The 17,797-nt window shown below is 48.6% G+C and carries 12 protein-coding genes; 7 read left to right on the top strand and 5 right to left on the bottom strand.

Features of this window, described 5'->3' with window-relative positions:
* Positions 1-37: 37 nt before the first annotated feature.
* The 3 genes from FN124_RS19840 to FN124_RS19830 all read left to right on the top strand — a co-directional run bounded on the left by FN124_RS19840 (position 38) and on the right by FN124_RS19830 (position 6,373).
* Positions 38-3,205 (top strand): ligand-binding sensor domain-containing protein, encoded by a 3,168-nt coding sequence (locus FN124_RS19840; protein ID WP_185937277.1) that lies wholly within the window; start codon positions 38-40, stop codon positions 3,203-3,205.
* Positions 3,187-3,966, top strand: coding sequence for a response regulator transcription factor (locus FN124_RS19835; protein ID WP_142686490.1), 780 nt, complete (start codon positions 3,187-3,189; stop codon positions 3,964-3,966). The genes FN124_RS19840 and FN124_RS19835 overlap by 19 nt, the downstream gene beginning before the upstream one ends.
* 166 nt (positions 3,967-4,132) lie before the next feature.
* Positions 4,133-6,373 carry a cation:proton antiporter gene (locus FN124_RS19830; protein WP_142686489.1) on the top strand — a complete coding sequence of 747 codons (2,241 nt, stop codon included), beginning with the start codon at positions 4,133-4,135 and terminating at the stop codon, positions 6,371-6,373.
* Between the two features lie 23 nt (positions 6,374-6,396).
* Here FN124_RS19830 and acnA read toward each other — a convergent pair whose 3' ends face one another.
* Positions 6,397-9,123: an aconitate hydratase AcnA gene (acnA, locus tag FN124_RS19825; protein WP_185937276.1), complete on the bottom strand. Its 2,727-nt coding sequence runs from the start codon at positions 9,121-9,123 to the stop codon at positions 6,397-6,399.
* Between the two features lie 113 nt (positions 9,124-9,236).
* Between acnA and FN124_RS19820 the strand changes: the two genes are divergently transcribed.
* Complete coding sequence (locus FN124_RS19820) at positions 9,237-9,476, top strand: hypothetical protein (RefSeq protein WP_142686488.1); 240 nt, start codon at positions 9,237-9,239, stop codon at positions 9,474-9,476.
* 18 nt (positions 9,477-9,494) lie between these two features.
* Here the strand turns inward: FN124_RS19820 and FN124_RS19815 are convergent, their stop codons facing one another.
* Together FN124_RS19815 and FN124_RS19810 are read right to left on the bottom strand one after the other, a co-directional pair.
* Positions 9,495-10,511, bottom strand: coding sequence for an MBL fold metallo-hydrolase (locus FN124_RS19815; protein ID WP_142686487.1), 1,017 nt, complete (start codon positions 10,509-10,511; stop codon positions 9,495-9,497).
* Between the two features lie 120 nt (positions 10,512-10,631).
* Positions 10,632-12,398, bottom strand: a complete 1,767-nt coding sequence (locus FN124_RS19810; protein ID WP_221887834.1) for a chloride channel protein — start codon at positions 12,396-12,398, stop codon at positions 10,632-10,634.
* 147 nt (positions 12,399-12,545) lie between these two features.
* On the opposite strand from FN124_RS19810, the gene FN124_RS19805 reads away from it, so the two are divergent.
* Positions 12,546-13,214 carry a Crp/Fnr family transcriptional regulator gene (locus FN124_RS19805; protein WP_142686486.1) on the top strand — a complete coding sequence of 223 codons (669 nt, stop codon included), beginning with the start codon at positions 12,546-12,548 and terminating at the stop codon, positions 13,212-13,214.
* A 2-nt stretch (positions 13,215-13,216) separates the two neighbouring features.
* Here the strand turns inward: FN124_RS19805 and FN124_RS19800 are convergent, their stop codons facing one another.
* A complete protein-coding gene (locus FN124_RS19800; protein ID WP_142686485.1) occupies positions 13,217-13,909 on the bottom strand; it encodes a Crp/Fnr family transcriptional regulator in 693 nt (230 codons plus the stop codon).
* A complete protein-coding gene (gene cobA, locus FN124_RS19795; protein ID WP_142686484.1) occupies positions 13,884-14,681 on the bottom strand; it encodes a uroporphyrinogen-III C-methyltransferase in 798 nt (265 codons plus the stop codon). Before cobA ends, FN124_RS19800 begins: the two co-directional genes overlap by 26 nt.
* Positions 14,682-14,866: 185 nt before the next feature.
* On the opposite strand from cobA, the gene nirB reads away from it, so the two are divergent.
* Together nirB and nirD are read left to right on the top strand one after the other, a co-directional pair.
* Positions 14,867-17,365, top strand: a complete 2,499-nt coding sequence (gene nirB / locus FN124_RS19790; protein ID WP_142686483.1) for a nitrite reductase large subunit NirB — start codon at positions 14,867-14,869, stop codon at positions 17,363-17,365.
* A gap of 24 nt (positions 17,366-17,389) precedes the next feature.
* The gene (nirD, locus tag FN124_RS19785; RefSeq protein WP_142686482.1) at positions 17,390-17,767 is read left to right on the top strand and encodes a nitrite reductase small subunit NirD; all 378 of its coding nucleotides are present in this window, start codon (positions 17,390-17,392) and stop codon (positions 17,765-17,767) included.
* The last annotated feature ends 30 nt before the right edge of the window (positions 17,768-17,797 follow it).

The following is a 17,797-nucleotide window of genomic DNA, read 5'->3' as shown; positions in this document are numbered from 1 at the left end:
AAAACCATTAGTTTTAGGGTTTCCACTAAACGAACACATGCCAATAGTCCGTTATTATATACTGTTCATCCTGCTGCTGGCAAGCAAAGCGCTATGCGGGCAGTCGCCCGGCTTTGTGCATTACCAGGTTGAGAACGGCCTGTCGCACAACGCTGTTATCTGCACCTTACAGGATAAGCAGGGTTTTATGTGGTTTGGAACATTATATGGCTTAAACCGCTTCGATGGCTACACTTTCCGCGTGTTCCGGCGAACAGAGCAGCCTGGAAGTATCGGCGGCAATTATGTGCTTTGCCTGTTCGAGGACGATGACGGAATGCTGTATGTGGGATCCGACAAAGGCGTATTTGTGTATAACCCGCGCAATGAGCAGTTTCATGAACTGGACAGGAAAGTACAGGGGGAAGTGCGCTCTATTACAAAAGACCGGCAGGGAAACATCTGGATTGTATCCGCAGGGCACCCGTTCCGCTACCGGCCTGCCAACGGCAGCTTAACCGAAGTGCCCGGCTTTACCGACGCCACCTCTGTTTGCGTAGATGGCGGGGGACGTGTGTGGCTGGCCTCCGGCGGTGGAAATATGGGCATCTACAATTACAACAAAAATAATTTTACCACCTATTCATTGTTTGCCCATTCCGGTAAACCCAATTCTTACGCCATCCAGAAAATAGTGCCTATGGGCAACGACACTGTATGGGTATGCACAGCAGGACAAGGCCTGAAGTTGTTTAATGCACGGACACGTACCTACGAAGATTTCTTTACCAGGGATACCACGGGCATAGAATTGTATGCAAGAGATATTATCCGACGAAACAGTGATGAATACTGGATCGCAACGGAATCCGGCATTTACATCTATCATATTAAAACCGCTAAGGTCATCAACCTGAAAAAAAGTTATGATGATCCTTATTCCGTTTCTGATAATGCCATCTATAATATTTATAAAGATAAAGAAGGCGGTATATGGGTAGGTACTTATTTTGGCGGCGCCAATTATTTTCCCCAGCCGTATACATATTTTGAAAAACTGTTTCCGAAAACCGGTTCATCCTCCCTCAGCGGTAACGCAGTGAGGGAAATCCATCCCGATAAATATGGCCATTTATGGATAGGCACAGAAGACGGAGGGTTGAACAAATTCACGCCGGCAGACGGCAGTTTTTCTGCTATTAAGCCTTTAGCCAAACATGCGCCGGGATTATCACATACCAATTTGCATGGGCTGATGGTTTCAGGAGATTCCCTCTGGATAGGGACTTTTGAGCATGGCCTGGATATCATGGATATTCCCAGCGGGAAATTTATCCGGCACTATGCACCGGGCGATGGCCCCCACCAGCTGCACAGCGGCTTTATTTACAGTATGCTGCGCACAACCGATGATCATGTATTGGTTTGTACCACCTGGGGATTATATGAGTATATCCATGACCGTGATGAATTTAACAGAGTGAAGGAAGTGCCCCATTATATTTTCTATACGGCTGTTTTTGAGGATAGTGAAGGCACTATATGGCTAGGCACAGTACGCGACGGGCTTTATTATTACAACCGCCGCACCGGAAAGAAAGGGCTTTACCTGCATAATGCCAGCGACAGTAACAGCCTGAGCAACAACAGGGTGAACAGGATCTTTGAAGACAGCAAACACCGTTTATGGCTGGCCACAGACGACGGGCTCTGTTTATACAACCGGCAGCGGGATAACTTTACCACGTACAGAACACGGCATGGCTTCCAGAGCAATATGATGTTCTGCATCCTGGAAGATCAGAGCGACCGCCTGTGGGTAACCACTTCCAAAGGGCTTGCCTGTTTTACGCCAGCCACGGAAAACGCAGTGGTATACACCAAAGCCAGCGGCCTGTTAAATGACCAGTTTAATTATAATTCTGCTTATAAAGACAGCTGCGGCAATATGTACTTTGGCAGTGTAAAGGGATTGATCCGTTTCAACCCCGAATCGTTTGTACGTAACAGTTACCTGCCCCCCGTATATATCACCGGTTTCCAGGTGTATAATAAAGAAGCATTGGTGGGCGATATACTGGAAAAATCCATCTTTCTTACAGATACCATCGTATTATCGCATGATCAATCCACGTTCAGCATCAGCTTCGCTGCACTGAGTTATACGTCGCCTGAAATGACAGCTTACGCTTATAAGATGGAGGGCCTTGACCGCGACTGGACCTACCTTGAAAGCAACCGTAAAACTTTTTTCACTAAGTTGTCGCCCGGCACTTACCGGTTCATGGTAAAAGCAGCTGCCAGCGGCGGCAGCTGGAGCATTACGCCGCGTGTGCTTACCATCACCATACTGCCGCCCTTCTGGGCCAGTTACTGGGCGTATGCTGCGTATGTTATCCTGCTGGTTAGCCTCGCGTATCTTATTATCCGCTATTATCACCAGCGTGCGCAGCAAAAACAAAAAAGGCAGCTGGAGTTGCTGGAGCATGAAAAAGAAAAAGAGTTATACCAGGCAAAAATTGAATTCTTTACGCATCTTGCTCATGAGATCCGCACGCCGCTTACATTAATCAAGGGTCCCATGGAAAAGGTGATCCGGAAGGCGGATGAAGTGCCCATGATCCGCAAAAACCTGCGCATCATGGAACGTAATACTGACCGGTTACTGGAGCTTACCAGCCAGCTGCTCGACTTCCGCAAAACTGAGATCAATGGTTTCAGTCTGAATTTTGTGCGCACTGATATTTCTGAGCTGCTGAAAGAAAATCACCTACGGTTTACGCCGGCTGCAGAGCAGCAGGACATCCGGTTCAAAATAGAATTATCCAGCCTGCACTTTTTTGCCTATGTAGACAGTGAGGCTTTACATAAAATATTAGGCAACCTGATCAACAATGCTATCAGGTATGCTGCTACAAGGGCTTCCATACACCTGATGCCCGTTGGTGAGAACGACGCTACTTTTACCATACTCGTGAAGAACGACGGCTATATTATTCCTGCGGAGATGAAGGAAAAAATATTTGAGCCATTCTTCCGCGCAAAGGCAACTGCAGACAAATCGGGTACCGGCATCGGCCTTTCCTTATCAAGGTCTTTAACGTTGCTGCATAAGGGCACCCTGGAGTTGATATCCACTGATGGAACATTAAATGTTTTTTCACTTACTTTGCCTGTTCACCAGGAAATAGAATTTAACCTGAGCAAATGGAAAGCAAACCACTGATACTGCTAGTTGATGATAATGAAGAAATACTTTCTTTCATTGCAGACGACCTGGAAGATAAATACAAAGTGATCACTGCACGCGACGGGCAGGCCGCCCTGCTTTTATTGCAGGAACAGCCTGTGCAACTGGTGATCAGTGATGTAATGATGCCTGTAATGGATGGCTTTGAGCTTTGCCGTATTATTAAATCTGATTTTGTATCCAGTCATATTCCTGTGATCCTGCTCACCGCGCGCAATACCATGCAGTCAAAAATAGAGGGCCTGGAACTGGGCGCCGATGCCTACATTGAAAAACCCTTCTCCCCTGAATTCCTGCAGGCGCAGATTGCGAGCCTGCTGAGCAACCGTCATAAAATAAAATCCTACTATGCCAGCACGCCACTGGTACACTTACGCAGCATGGCGTATACCAGTGCAGATGAGCAATTCCTGGAGAAGTTGAACGACCTGATTAACCAGCACCTCAATAATATTGACCTCGATGTAGAGCAGCTGGCGGACTTTATGAACATGAGCCGTCCTACTTTTTACCGTAAAATAAAAGCGATATCCGACCTCACCCCACATGAGCTGATCAATATTGCACGGCTGAAGAAAGCAGCATCCCTGTTATCAACTGGATCATACAAGATCAATGAAGTGGCGGAGCTTTGCGGCTTTGCATCCCTGACTAATTTCGGAAAGAATTTCCAGAAACAGTTTGGTATACTACCATCGAGGTATGTAGCACAGATACAGGCAGAAAAGGAGCGATAACCTCTTCCTGTTCCCTTATACCTAACTTAATGTTGCTTCCCCGCAGGAAAAACAATATATTAGCAATAATTCAAAGATCCGGAAACTGGCACCTGACACATATGTGTGCTGATTTTTCAGCGCCATAAAGGTACATCACACGAAACATTAAATCGATTCAAACTGTATGCATCTACCATCATTGATCATTGACCTGGCTTTAATATTAGGAGCGGCGGGAGTTATTACATTACTGTTTAAAAGGCTGAAGCAGCCGATGGTGCTGGGGTATATCATCGCGGGGTTTATAGTGGGCCCCAATTTTAAATTATTCCCCACTATCGGGGATACGGAAGGCATCAAAACATGGTCCGAGATCGGCGTTATTTTCCTCTTATTTTCGCTGGGCCTGGAATTTAGTTTCAAAAAGCTGATGCGGGTGGGAGGCACCGCCACCATTACAGCGTTTGTAGAAATAGCACTTATCACGGTAGCCGGTTACTTCACCGGTAAGCTGATGGGATGGGGCTTTATGGACAGCCTGTTCCTCGGTGGTTTGCTGGCCAGTTCCTCTACTACCATCATTATCCGTGCATTTGAGGAATTGGGCGTCAAGAAAAAATCGTTTACCAAAATTGTATTCGGCGTATTGGTGATAGAAGACATCGTAGTGATCCTCATGATGGTGTTGCTGTCTACCATGGCGGTAAGCCGTAAGTTTGAAGGCACGGAGATGTTGTTTACCATAGCCAAACTGATGTTCTTCCTGGCGGTATGGTTCCTGGCGGGGATTTTCCTGTTGCCTACCGCACTCAAAAAAATAGAGCGTTACATGAATGGAGAAACCCTGCTGATACTGAGTATAGCGCTCTGTTTGGGAATGGTGATCCTTGCCACTAAAGTGGGCTTCTCTGCAGAGCTGGGCGCCTTTATCATGGGCTCCATTATAGCGGAAACCACCTCTTCAGAAAAAGTGGAGCATCTCATTCAACCGGTGAAAGATCTTTTTGGCGCTATCTTTTTTGTATCTGTAGGGATGCTCATTAATCCTGAAATGATCATCGAATACCGCTGGCCGGTATTGTGGATAACACTGTTAACGATTACCGGCAAGTTTTTCAGTACCGCGCTTGGCGCGCTCCTATCCGGCCAGCCGCTGAAACAGGCCGTACAGGTAGGTATGAGCATGGCGCAGGTAGGTGAGTTTGCCTTTATTATTGCCACGCTGGGTCTTTCCCTGGGTGTAACCAGCGAATTCCTGTTTCCCGTAGCAGTAGGGGTTTCGGCTATCACTACTTTTACCACGCCTTACATGATCAAATTTTCCGTGCCGTTTTATAACTGGCTGGAGAAGATCATCCCCACCCGCTGGATGAATGCCCTGAACCGGTATAGCGCCAGTTCCCAAACCTTGCAGGCGGAAAGCGACTGGCGTATTGTGTTGCGGAGCTATGTGAAAGTGATCGTACTTAATGCGGTGATTATGCTGGCCATCATCCTGCTGAATACGTATTATATAGGTCCGTTTGTTATAAAATATGTGAAGAACCTGTTCCTTGCTGAGCTGTTGAGTGTGATCATTGGCATAGCCATGATGTCGCCGTTTATCTGGGCGCTGATGGTACAGAAGATCTCCAGTAATTCTTATAAAGCGTTGTGGCTCGACTCCAAATACAATCATGGCCCCTTAGTGGTTGTGGAAGTAGTGCGCAACGTGGTAGCGGTGCTGCTGGTGGGTTTCCTGGTGAACCAGTACTTTCCCTTCTGGCAGGCATTGCTGGGCACCGGCTTTATACTTGCCTGCGTGTTGATAGTACTGCGCTCACAATTACAGAAATATTACAACCGCATAGAAAGCCGTTTTCTTACCAACCTGAATGCCCGTGAAACCGCTGATGCCGCCAATCATAAAGCCACTGCGGCTGATCTGCTTCCATGGGATGCACAGGTTTCGGAAATAGAAATAGACCCATGGTCTACCCTGGTAGACAAGCCGCTGATAGACCTGCAACTACGGGAAAAATACGGCATCAATGTAGGCGCCATCAAAAGAGGGAATGTAACCATCTATGCGCCTACCCGCGATGAAAAACTATTCCCGCATGATATCCTCACCGCTATTGGTACTGAAGCACAGCTGGAGGAATTCAACCGCGTTGTAAACACCCTGAATGTAGAGAGAAGTGATGATGTGGCCGATGAAAATATTGGTCTTACCAGCATCGTGGTGGATGAGCACAATGGCCTCAAAGGGCAAACCATCCGTGGTTCCGGCATCCGGGAAAAAACGCAGGCGCTGGTAGTAGGTATTGCCCGCGGCGGTGAGCGGATCCTCAACCCTGCCTCCGAAACAGAGTTCGAATGGGAAGATGTAGTGTGGCTGGTGGGCAACCGCCGGAAGATACTGGAATTTTCACGCGGGAAATAACGCGGATTTTGACCGAAGGTCTCCTACGCTTTTTCGAGGAATGCTCTCAACACGTACTGCAGGATACCACCATGGCGGTAATATTCAATCTCAATCAGAGAATTCAATTTTGATTTTACTTTAAAGATAATGGGCTCCCCTTCTGCCGGGATAGCCGTTACCGTTAGTACCTCATTGGGAACAAGGCCGTTGGAGATACCGCTGATAGTATAGGATTCCGTTCCGGTGAGATTCAGGGTGGCTGCATTTTCACCTTCCATATATTGCAGCGGAAGAACGCCCATACCCACCAGGTTGCTGCGGTGAATACGCTCATAACTTTCCGCGATCACTGCTTTTACGCCAAGGAGGTTGGTGCCCTTTGCAGCCCAGTCGCGTGAGGAACCGCTGCCATACTCTTTCCCGGCCAATATAATAAGGGGTACCTTTTTAGCAGCGTATTGCTGAGCCGCATCATAAATGGGCAGCACCATGCCGGATGGAATGATGGTGGTAAAACCGCCTTCTTTGGGCGACAACTCATTTTTAATGCGCACATTGGCAAAGGTACCGCGGATCATTATCTCATGATTTCCCCTTCTGGAGCCATAAGAGTTGAATAACCTCGGATCGATGCCGTGGTCCAGGAGATATTTGCCGGCAGGGGTATCCTGTTTGAATGAGCCCGCGGGAGAAATATGATCGGTAGTCACCGAGTCGCCCAGTTTAAGTAAAACGCGGGCATTCTTTACATCTTCTACCGGAGGTGGAAATTCAGACAATCCTTTAAAGAAGGGTGCTTCGCGGATATAAGTAGAATCGTTGCTCCAGTGATAATTAGTTCCGGAGGGCGCCAGTAGCCCCTGCCATTGTTCGTCGCCGTCGAATATCACCTTGTAAATATTTTCAAAGTCTTCCTGTTTTACAGCAGCAGCCACCGCATCATTGATTTCCTGCTGTGTGGGCCAGATATCGCGGAGATACACCGGTTCTCCGTTAGGATCATAGCCCAGCGGGGCCGTGAGCATATCCACATCAATGCGGCCGGCAATAGCATAGGCCACTACCAGCAATGGGGAAGCAAGGAAGTTCATTTTTACCTGCGGATGCACCCTTGCTTCGAAGTTACGGTTGCCGGATAACACGGATGCCACCACCAGGTTGCCTTTCTCTACCGCTTCGGCAATGGCCGGCGGCAGCGGACCACTGTTACCTATACACGAAGTACAGCCATATCCTACAATATGAAACCGCAGCGCTTCCAGTTCAGAAAGTAAGCCTGATCGTTTAAGGTATTCCGTTACCACTCTTGAGCCTGGAGCAAGACTGGTTTTCACCCAGGGCTTCACGTATAACCCGCGGCTGATGGCTTTTTTCGCTACCAGTCCGGCGCCTATCATTACGCTGGGGTTAGAGGTGTTGGTACAGCTGGTGATAGCGGCAATGGTGATAGCGCCATCACTCAGTACATATTCTTCATTTTTCAGTTTAATGCGTACAGATTTAAGGTAATCCAGTTCTACGGCCACTTCTTCCACCTGCTTTTGTATTTCGTATGTAAAGGAAGTACCGGAGCCACCTTCCGCCAGCCATGCAGTGTCGCGGCGTTTTCCTTCTGGCGTATACATGCGTTTGAACTCCTTGCTGAGCAGGGTTTCAAATTCGTTGTGCAGGTCACGCACCAGGATACGGTCCTGTGGCCGCTTGGGGCCTGCCACGGCAGATTGTATCTGCGACAGGTCCACTTCAAGAATATCTGTATAAGTGATTTGTTCGCTGCCATGCCTCCAGAGCATATTCTCCTTGCAATAGGCTTCCACCTGTGCAATATCGGCTTCGGAGCGGTTGGTGCGATGCATGTATTGCAACGTTTGTGTGTCTATCGGGAAATAGGTAGCAGTGCATCCAAATTCCGGCGACATATTAGAAATTGTAGCGCGATCCGGTACGGAAAGAAAATCCAGCCCGTCGCCAAACACTTCCACAAATTTATCCACCACGCCGTATTTGCGCAGCCGCTGGGTGATGGCAAGCACCATATCTGTAGCCGTAACGCCTTCTGTAAGCTGCCCGGTGAGGCGCAGCCCGATCACCTGCGGACAGGTAAAATAAATCGGCTGTCCTAAAATGGCTGCTTCCGCCTCGATACCACCCACGCCCCAGCCAAGTACACCAATACCATTCACCATAGGCGTATGCGAATCTGTGCCCACCAGCGTATCAGGAAACAGCCAGCCATCACGGTTAATCACTCCTTTCGCGAGATATTCAAGGTTTACCTGGTGGCAGATACCCATACCAGGAGGCACTACCGTAAAATTATCGAAGGCCTGTTGCGCCCATTTCAACAGCTGGTAACGTTCTTTATTACGCTCATATTCATAGGCCACATTTTTCGTATAGGAGTAGTCTGTTCCAAAAAAATCTACCTGCACAGAGTGATCCACTACCAGATCCACCGGGATAGCCGGGTTTATTTTAGCGCCGTCTTTACCCTTACGGATCACTTCCGCGCGGATGGAAGCAATGTCTACTACCGCAGCTACACCGGTAAAGTCCTGCATCAGCACGCGGGCCGGTTTAAAAGGTATTTCCTTATCTGTTCCCGCCGGATCCCAGTTCACCAGTGTTTCCAGGTGCTCATCAGTAATGGCGAAATTGTCGTGGTTCCGCAATACATTTTCCAGTAAGATCCTGATCGAGAAAGGCAACCGGGAGATCTTTCTTCCGTCCTGTTCCAGTTTGCTGAGAGATGCGATACGTGGCTGCATAATCTGAGTTGTTGACATTTAGTGAAACAATGATGCTACCATTTTGTTTATTAAAGATACCTTATTATGAACCGTTTATGCGCGTTTCATATTAAAATAACCCTGCTATAGCTATGCATTGCGCAATATTAGCTTTAGTACAGGTACAGCTCAGGATGACTCCGAAAGTGACAGTTCTTTCCACGTCCTGCCCGGAAAAGCAGCAGATCTATGAAGATAATGATGCCTGTAAGTTGTTGGTGGATTTTATTAAGTGCGATGTAATGGATACCGCACTGCTATGGGGTAAACTGCCGGAAAGCAGCTCACCGGGAGCACCCGTTTATTTCATGCACCCGGTGAAGATATTGTGAAGATGTTGCGCTTCCGGATCAGGCGTTTGCCCACCAGTGTTCCTGCGGATAATGTGCGCCTACCGTTACCGGTTCTCCTATACGGGGAGTGGTTACCAGCAGGCCTCTTTGTTCACCGGCTGCAGTGGCTCTTTCCGGAGAATCGTTCCAGGCATGCATAGCCAGTACAAATTTGCCCCAGTGTACCGGTAGCAGGGCTTTTGCCTGCAGGTCTATAGCCGCCTGCACGGTTTCTTCCGGTTTCATATGGATGAAAGGCCAGTAATCGTTGTATTGTCCACATTCCAGGATCACCAGATCAAAGGGACCAAATTTATCGCCAATGGCTTTGAAATGTGTGTCGTACCCGGAGTCTCCCCCGATAAAAATCTTATACCCGAAAATTTCCAGTACAAAAGAAGACCAGAGACTACCGCCTCTTTTAAGCCCACGGCCGGAAAAGTGCCGTGCAGGCGTAGCCGTTAGAACGATCTCTTTTGCTATTTCACGGGTTTCCCACCAGTCCATCTCCGTGATGTTGTTGCCCGTTGCCAGGCAATGCTGCAGATCGCGGCCCACGCCTAACCCTGTATATATTTGTCTGGTGCGGGGTTTCAATGCTGCCAGTGTTTTTTTATCGAGATGATCATAGTGATTGTGGGTGATGATCATCAGGTCTATTTCCGGCATATCTGCAGGTGTATAGACATCTGCACCGGGGAATGCCTTTACCATAAATGACATGGGCGATGCGCTGCCGCTGAACACGGGATCTACCAGTATATTAAATCCTTTTACATGGATAAGATAGGAGGAATGGCCAAACCAGATAACCACGGGCTTTTCCGAATACAATGCCCTGAGGTCGGTATGCACGGTAGGCATGGGTCCCGGCGGTCTTGTGTTTGCCGGGCGCCGCAGCATTTTACGCAGCATGGTAAAATAGGTAACATTCTCCGGCTTCATAGGCGTAAGGGAGAGGTTCTGGAACGCGCCGTTCCGGAAGTTCTGCGATTGTTGTATTCTTTCTTCGATAGAAGATAATTTCCGCTGCATGTATTAAAGTTAAGAAGCTTTTATACGAAGACGGGCATCGCAGCGGAATATTTTACCGCGAATAAAAAAAGGCCCGCCCCAAAAAGGGCAGACCCGTATTTCAACCGTTATGTCGGCAGGTTAAGATCTTGCCAGCAAGCGTTTACCCCTTGCCATTAATCGCAGCAGGCGGGTATTACCATAAAAAGCAGAATGATATTTTTCAGCTGCCTTACGGCGTTCGCTGTACGTTTTCAACACCGCATCTGCGGTCACAATACCATTTAATTTCTTTTCCGGGCCCAGCACAGCCAGGATATCCGGTGGATAGTTGTCGAAAAGCTCAGTTACCAGGCTGATATTATCAGCAGGATACAGGTAAGGTGCAGATGGCTCCAGGTGTTCCCTTAGCGGTGTAGTACCGGCGGCCGACAACTGTTGCCTGTTAATATATCCTTTGAAGTGCCCCTCCGTATCCGTTACCGGCAGGAAGCGGTAGTTGTAGGCAGCGTTGCTTTGTAGCTGCTGGTAAGCCTGCGCCAGGGTAAAGTTTTCCTGCAGCATAACAACAGGCTTAACAGTTACGGCAGCCACATTGATCAGCTGCATCATATCCGGCATATACTCTTCCGGGGTGGCTACGCCTCTCCGGCGGATCTTTTCGGTCATGATACTGCCTTTCATCAGGAAGAACGACACGAAATAAGCGGCTGTGCAGGCGCCGATGAGCGGCAGGAGGCCATGGGTTTGCCCGGTGGTTTCCAGTGAAAATACGATAGCAGTGAGCAATGCGCGGGAAGCGCCGGCAAACATGGCGGCCATACCTATGAGCGCCGCTGTAGCGATATTGATACCGCTGCCGGGAAATATCTGCAAAACCGCTACGCCCAGCAATGCACCGAAAGCGCCGCCAATAGTGAACAGGGGCGCCAGTGTTCCGCCGGAAGTACCGCTGCCCAGGGAGATCACCCAGGAGGAATATTTAAGCACACATAATGATACCAGCAGGGCCATTGGCGCAGTACCGGTAAGCAACGTTTTAATATTATCATAGCCAACGCCCATGGTATGCGGGGCAAAGTAGCCGATCACACCTACGGCAATGGCACCCAGCGCCGGCCACCACATCCAGTGGATGGGCAGTTTCTCGAACAGGTCTTCCACGAAATAAACGGACTTCGACACATAAGCGGCCACCACACCTACTATAGCACCCATCAGCACATAGGTGACCAGGGCAATATCAGTAACGGCAGGAATATCCGGCATGGCAAAAACCGGGTTGCTGTCGAACAGCAGGATATGCATACCGGCGCCGGTGATACAGCCAATAGCTACAGGTATCACCGAACGGGGAGAGAATTCAAACAACAGCAGCTCGATGGCCAGCAGGATAGCTGCCAGCGGGCTTCCGAATATAGCCGCCATACCAGCGCAGGCGCCGGCTGCCAGCAATACCTTTCTTTCTGAGGAAGAGATATGGATCACCTGCCCGGTGAAGGAGCCGATAGCGCCACCTGTGGCGATAATGGGGCCTTCCGCACCAAAGGGGCCACCCGTGCCGATGGAGATAGCGGCCGAGATAGGCTTTAGTAATGTGATTACAGGCGGGATCTTGCTTTCGTTGTCAATAATGTTTTCCATGGCTTCGGGGATACCGTGGCCACGGATCGCTTTGCTGCCGAAACGGGCCATCACGCCCACCAGGAGGCTACCGATGATAGGGACTGCAATAACCAGGATGCCCAGCTGGTTTCCCGCCGGCCCTGCTTCTTCAAATGAAAATTTACCGTAAAACGAGAGGTTGGTAATGAGACTGATAAGCAACACCAGTGCTTTTGCCACTACGCCGATGGCCAGCGCGTTGATACATGCCTGGAGACTAAGGTAAAATACTCTCCGTGACATGTTCCCGGCAAATTTTTGCTCTTTTTTATGATTCATACTATATAAAGTGACGATAATTTATTCTTTTCAACTGCAAAAATATGATCTAAATCATATTAAAACCTATTTTTTATTCCGAAAACCCAAAAAAACACTAGTATTGCAATCATGAAAAAAGCCGGAAACTGCGATTTAAAGACGTGTTTTTTATGCCAGCACAGTATTCCAGAATGGATTGCGGCAGTATCGGATCACAGGCAACATCTTTTTTTTAAGAAAAATGAAACCATTTTCCAGGAAGGCAGCCCGGTGAAAGGGATCTTTTTTTTGTATGATGGAAAAGTGAAGGTGCATAAACAATGGGGGCCTGATAAAGAGCTTATCGTCCGCTTTGCGCAACAGGGCGATATCCTGGGGCATCGTGGCCTGGGTAGTGGGGAGCGCCTGTACACTGTTTCGGCTACCGCTGTGGAAGACACCACGGTATGTTATACGGAGCTGGCGTTCTTTGAAGCGTCGTTGAAAGTAAATCCCAACCTGTCGCTGAAGCTGATGCAATTTTATGCAGATGAATTGCAGGAAGCGGAAAGGAAAATGCGCAACCTGGTGCACATGGATGTAAAAAGCAGGCTGGCAGATGCTTTGCTGGAACTGAGCCGCTTGCACAAAGCGCTTCATTTCACTATCAGCAGGCAGGACCTGGCCTCTTTTTCAGGCACTACCTATGAAACGATTTACCGCAATTTGCAGGAGTTTATTGCAGAGAAACTGATCACTGTAGAAGGGCGTGCCATTACCATATTAAGCGAGAAGAAGCTGCGCAAATATATCGCCTGATGCTAACTGATTTCCGTGAGGCGCAATAATTTATTTTCATTCAGGATAGTGATATTTTTTCCTGAAACCGCCACCATTCGTTCTTCTATCAATTCATTCAATACCCGGAACGTGGTTTCATACGTGGCGCCGATATAGGAGGCAAGGTCCTGTTTGCTGAGCGCCAGGTCAATAAAACCATCCTTGTTAAAGCCAAACTTTTGCTGCAGCAACAGCAGTGCATTGGCCATACGGCCCTTCACAGACATATGCGCCAGGTTGCGCATCTGTTTTTCGGAGGTTTGCAGTTCCTGTGCATAGAACAGCATTAGCTCGTACAGCAGGTCGTGATTGATTTTGAGAGATGCCTGGAAGAAATCCATCTCTACAAAGCAAACTTTTACAGGTTCCAACGCAGTAGCAGAGATGGGATAAAAATGTTCAGTGCCGCCTATACCGCGGTGGCCAACGATATCGCCTTTTTGTGCAAAGCGGACGATAAGCTCTTTATCAGGCCCCCAGTGTTTATGTACTTTCATGCGGCCCTCATAGATAAAGTAGATGCCTTCTACCTTATCACCTTCTCTAAACAGGGTTTCTCCTTTGTTCAGCATAAAATTTTTGCGGTGCAGCATTGTTGCGGGCGCCCATTCTTTCAGGGATAACCGGCAAAGGAGACAGGTTTTACCATCACAGCCCTGTTTGTCTTTCTTCATGTATGATACTACTGTTTTGTAATTGTTGTAATGTTTCGTTTGCCAGCAGGGATTGCAGTTTTACTACCTCCCCTACCACTATAATAGCAGGATTGCCCATACCGGCTGCCTGGGCGCGCCATGCAATATCCTTTACGGTGCCGGTTACCATTTTCTGCTGCGGTGTGGTGCCGTCCTGGATAATGGCTACCGGAGTGTTTGCTTTACCATGCGCCTGGAAAATGTCCATGATGCCCTCCAGTTTACTCATAGCCATCAGGATCACTACAGTAGCAGTGGATTGGGCTGCCAGCGCTATATCTTTTGAGATATCGCCGGATTGTGTAGTACCGGTGGTTACCCAGAAGCCTTCTGCGATCCCCCTGCAGGTAAGCGGTATCATTTGTGACGCCGGTACGGCCACCGCACTGGAGATGCCTGGTATCACCGCTACCTTGATCCCATGCTTACGGGCAGCTTCGATTTCTTCTACCGCCCTGCCAAACACGAAGGGATCCCCACCTTTAAGCCTTACAACATGGCCATGAGCCTGTGCCATTTCCACGATCAGGTGGTTAATCTCCTGCTGCGACAAAGCATGGCAACCATATCTTTTGCCTACGAACTTAATTATCGCTCCCGGCGAGGCGTACGTCAGCAAAGATTCATTTACCAACGCATCATATAATATAACGTTTGCCTGCCGGATGGTGTTGATCGCTTTCAGCGTGATCATTTCGGGATCTCCGGGCCCTGCTCCTACTAAAGATAAAGATGGATATGATGCCTGCATACATATTGTATTTAAAATTATGTGATGATTTAACATTGAATCATACATAAAATTAAAACAAAAACGCTTAATTTTATAACCAACATCATACACCTCCGCTAAAAATCATCTCCAAAGCAAGAAATAATATTATATTAAATAAATTATAATATAATTCAAGTTTTCTGATCCTTAAATATAGTCGAATGAAAATAGTAGTTATAGGAAACGGTATGGTGGGCTACAAATTTTGTGAGAAGATCCTTTCCAAATCTGCCGATACCCCGATAGAACTGGTTGTATTTGGAGAAGAACCCCGTCCCGCTTACGATCGTGTACATCTTACTTCCTGGTTTGACGGCAAAACAGCCGATGATCTACTGCTAGCTACGGCCGACTGGTACGTGGAGCAGGGAATACGGCTGCACCTGGGCGACCCGGTGCTACAGATTGACCGCACCCAGAAAACGGTACAGTCCTATAAGGGCATTGTGGAAAACTACGACTACCTGGTAATTGCCACCGGATCCGCCGCTTTTGTACCACCGGTACCGGGCATGGATAAAAAAGGCGTATTTATTTACCGCACCATAGAAGACCTGGAAATGATGAAGGACTATGCGCCCAATGCCCGCAGCGGCGCCGTGATAGGCGGTGGATTGCTGGGACTGGAAGCCGCCAAAGCCCTCCTTGACCTCGGTATTAATAACACGCATGTGGTGGAGTTCTCTTCCCGTCTTATGCCCCGCCAGATAGATGAACAGGGCTCTACTATCCTGCAAAACAAACTGGCAGGCCTGGGGCTGAAAGTACTAACAGGCAAAAATACCCGGGAAGTACTGGGTGATGATGCCATAACCGGCTTACAGTTCTCCGATGATACCATCCTGGAAACAGACATCCTGGTAGTGTCTGCCGGTATTAAACCGCGCGACGAACTGGCACGTGCGGCTGGTCTTACCGTTGGCCCGCGCGGCGGCATCGTGGTAAACGAACAAATGCAGACAAGCGACTCCTTTATATATTCCATTGGCGAGTGCGCACTTTACAACAACATGATCTATGGCCTGGTAGCCCCGGGCTATGAAATGGCAGAAGTGGCCGCCTCCCATATCACCGGTGAAGCCAAAGCCTTCATCGGCTTTGATATGAGCACCAAGTTAAAGCTCATCGGGGTAGATGTAGCCAGCTTCGGAGATCCTTTCTCTGATCCTGAAAACTGCCACAGCATTGTATTTGAAGATAAGTTCAAAGGCACTTATAAAAGGATCAATATTACTACAGACGGCCAGTTCCTCCTGGGCGGCATCCTGATAGGCGATGCAGCGGCTTACAACATGCTGCTGCAAACCACTAAAAACAAATTGCCGTTACCTGCAAACCCGGAAGACCTGCTCCTGGGCAACAGGAGCGGCAGCGCTGATACGGGCGCCGGCGTTACAGCCCTTCCCGATGAAGCAATGATCTGCAGCTGCGAAAGTGTAAGCAAAGGCACTATCTGCCAGGCAGTAACCGACGGATTTGAAACACTGGACGAAGTAAAGAAATGTACCAAAGCCGGTACCTGCTGCGGTGGATGCACTCCTATGGTGAAAGACCTGATCACCGCCACCATGAAAGCACAGGGCAAATATATCCGCAACGTGGTGTGCGAGCACTTTCCCTACTCCCGCCAGGAAATGCTGGATCTTATTAAGGTAAAGTCGCTCCGTTCCTTTGATGAGGTGCTGGACCATTATGGCGACGGGGAAGGCTGCGAGGTGTGCAAACCAGTGGTAGCCTCCATCCTGGCCAGTTTGTGGAACGATATGATCCTTGATAAAGGCAATGATACTGCACAGGACTCCAATGACCGCTACCTTGCCAATATCCAGAAAGGTGGTACCTATTCCGTGGTTCCAAGGATACCGGGAGGGGAAATCACACCGGAGAAACTGGTAGTGATCGGCCAGATAGGCACTAAATATAATCTCTATACGAAAATCACCGGCGGACAGCGCATCGACCTGTTTGGCGCACACCTCAGCGACCTGCCCAATATCTGGGAAGAACTGATTGCAGCGGGTTTTGAAAGCGGTCATGCTTACGGTAAAGCGCTCCGCACCGTAAAAAGCTGCGTAGGCTCCACCTGGTGTCGCTTCGGACTGCACGACAGTGTGAGCTTTGCCATCCGGATAGAAGAACGTTACCGCGGCCTGCGGGCGCCGCATAAAATTAAATCGGCCGTATCGGGTTGTATCCGCGAATGCGCAGAGGCACAATCCAAAGACTTTGGCATTATTGCCACCGAAAAAGGCTGGAACCTTTATGTATGCGGTAACGGTGGCTCCAAGCCCCAGCATGCACAATTGCTGGCTTCAGATATCGACAGCGAAACCTGCATCAAATATATAGACCGCTTCCTGATGTTCTATATTAAAACGGCTGATCCGCTGACACGTACAGCCACCTGGCTCAACAAACTGGACGGTGGCATGGATTATTTACGCAATGTAGTGGTGAATGATAGTCTTGGTATAGCCGCCCAGCTTGAAACAGAAATGCAGTTCCTCGTAGATAACTACAAATGCGAATGGAGGGAAGTGGTGGAAAACCCTGAGCTGCGCAAGCGTTTCTCCCACTTTGTAAATGCCCCGGCCGACAAAGATCCGACCGTAAAATTTGAATCAATGCGCGCCCAGAAAAGGGCTGCGGAATGGAAATAAATTCTTTACACAAAATACACTGCTATGTCTACTACTCACACAACTACCATCAGCTGGTTCCTTGCCTGCAAAACATCAGATGTACCTACCAATGGCGGCGTTTGCGTAAAGTATAAAGAGGAGCAGATAGCCCTGTTCTTTTTTGCCCGCAGAAATGAATGGTATGCCACCCAGAACCTTTGCCCGCACCGCCAGCAGATGGCGCTCAGCCGTGGCATGACCGGCACCGTAAAAGATGAGCCTAAAGTAGCCTGTCCTTTTCATAAAAAAACATTCTCACTGAAAGACGGCCGTTGCCTGTCAGACGAGCACGAATGTTCCCTCACTACCTACCCTGTAAAAATCGTGGATGACATGGTATATATAGGCGTAACAGCTGAGATGGAAATGGCCGGCGCATAATATAATAAACGAAACCCGGCAGCTGGCAGG

The organism is Chitinophaga polysaccharea (genome assembly GCF_902150045.1).
Classification (GTDB): Bacteria; Bacteroidota; Bacteroidia; order Chitinophagales; family Chitinophagaceae; genus Chitinophaga; species Chitinophaga polysaccharea_A.
Note: the sequence above shows the minus strand (reverse complement) of the source record. Positions and strands in the feature narration are given on the sequence as shown.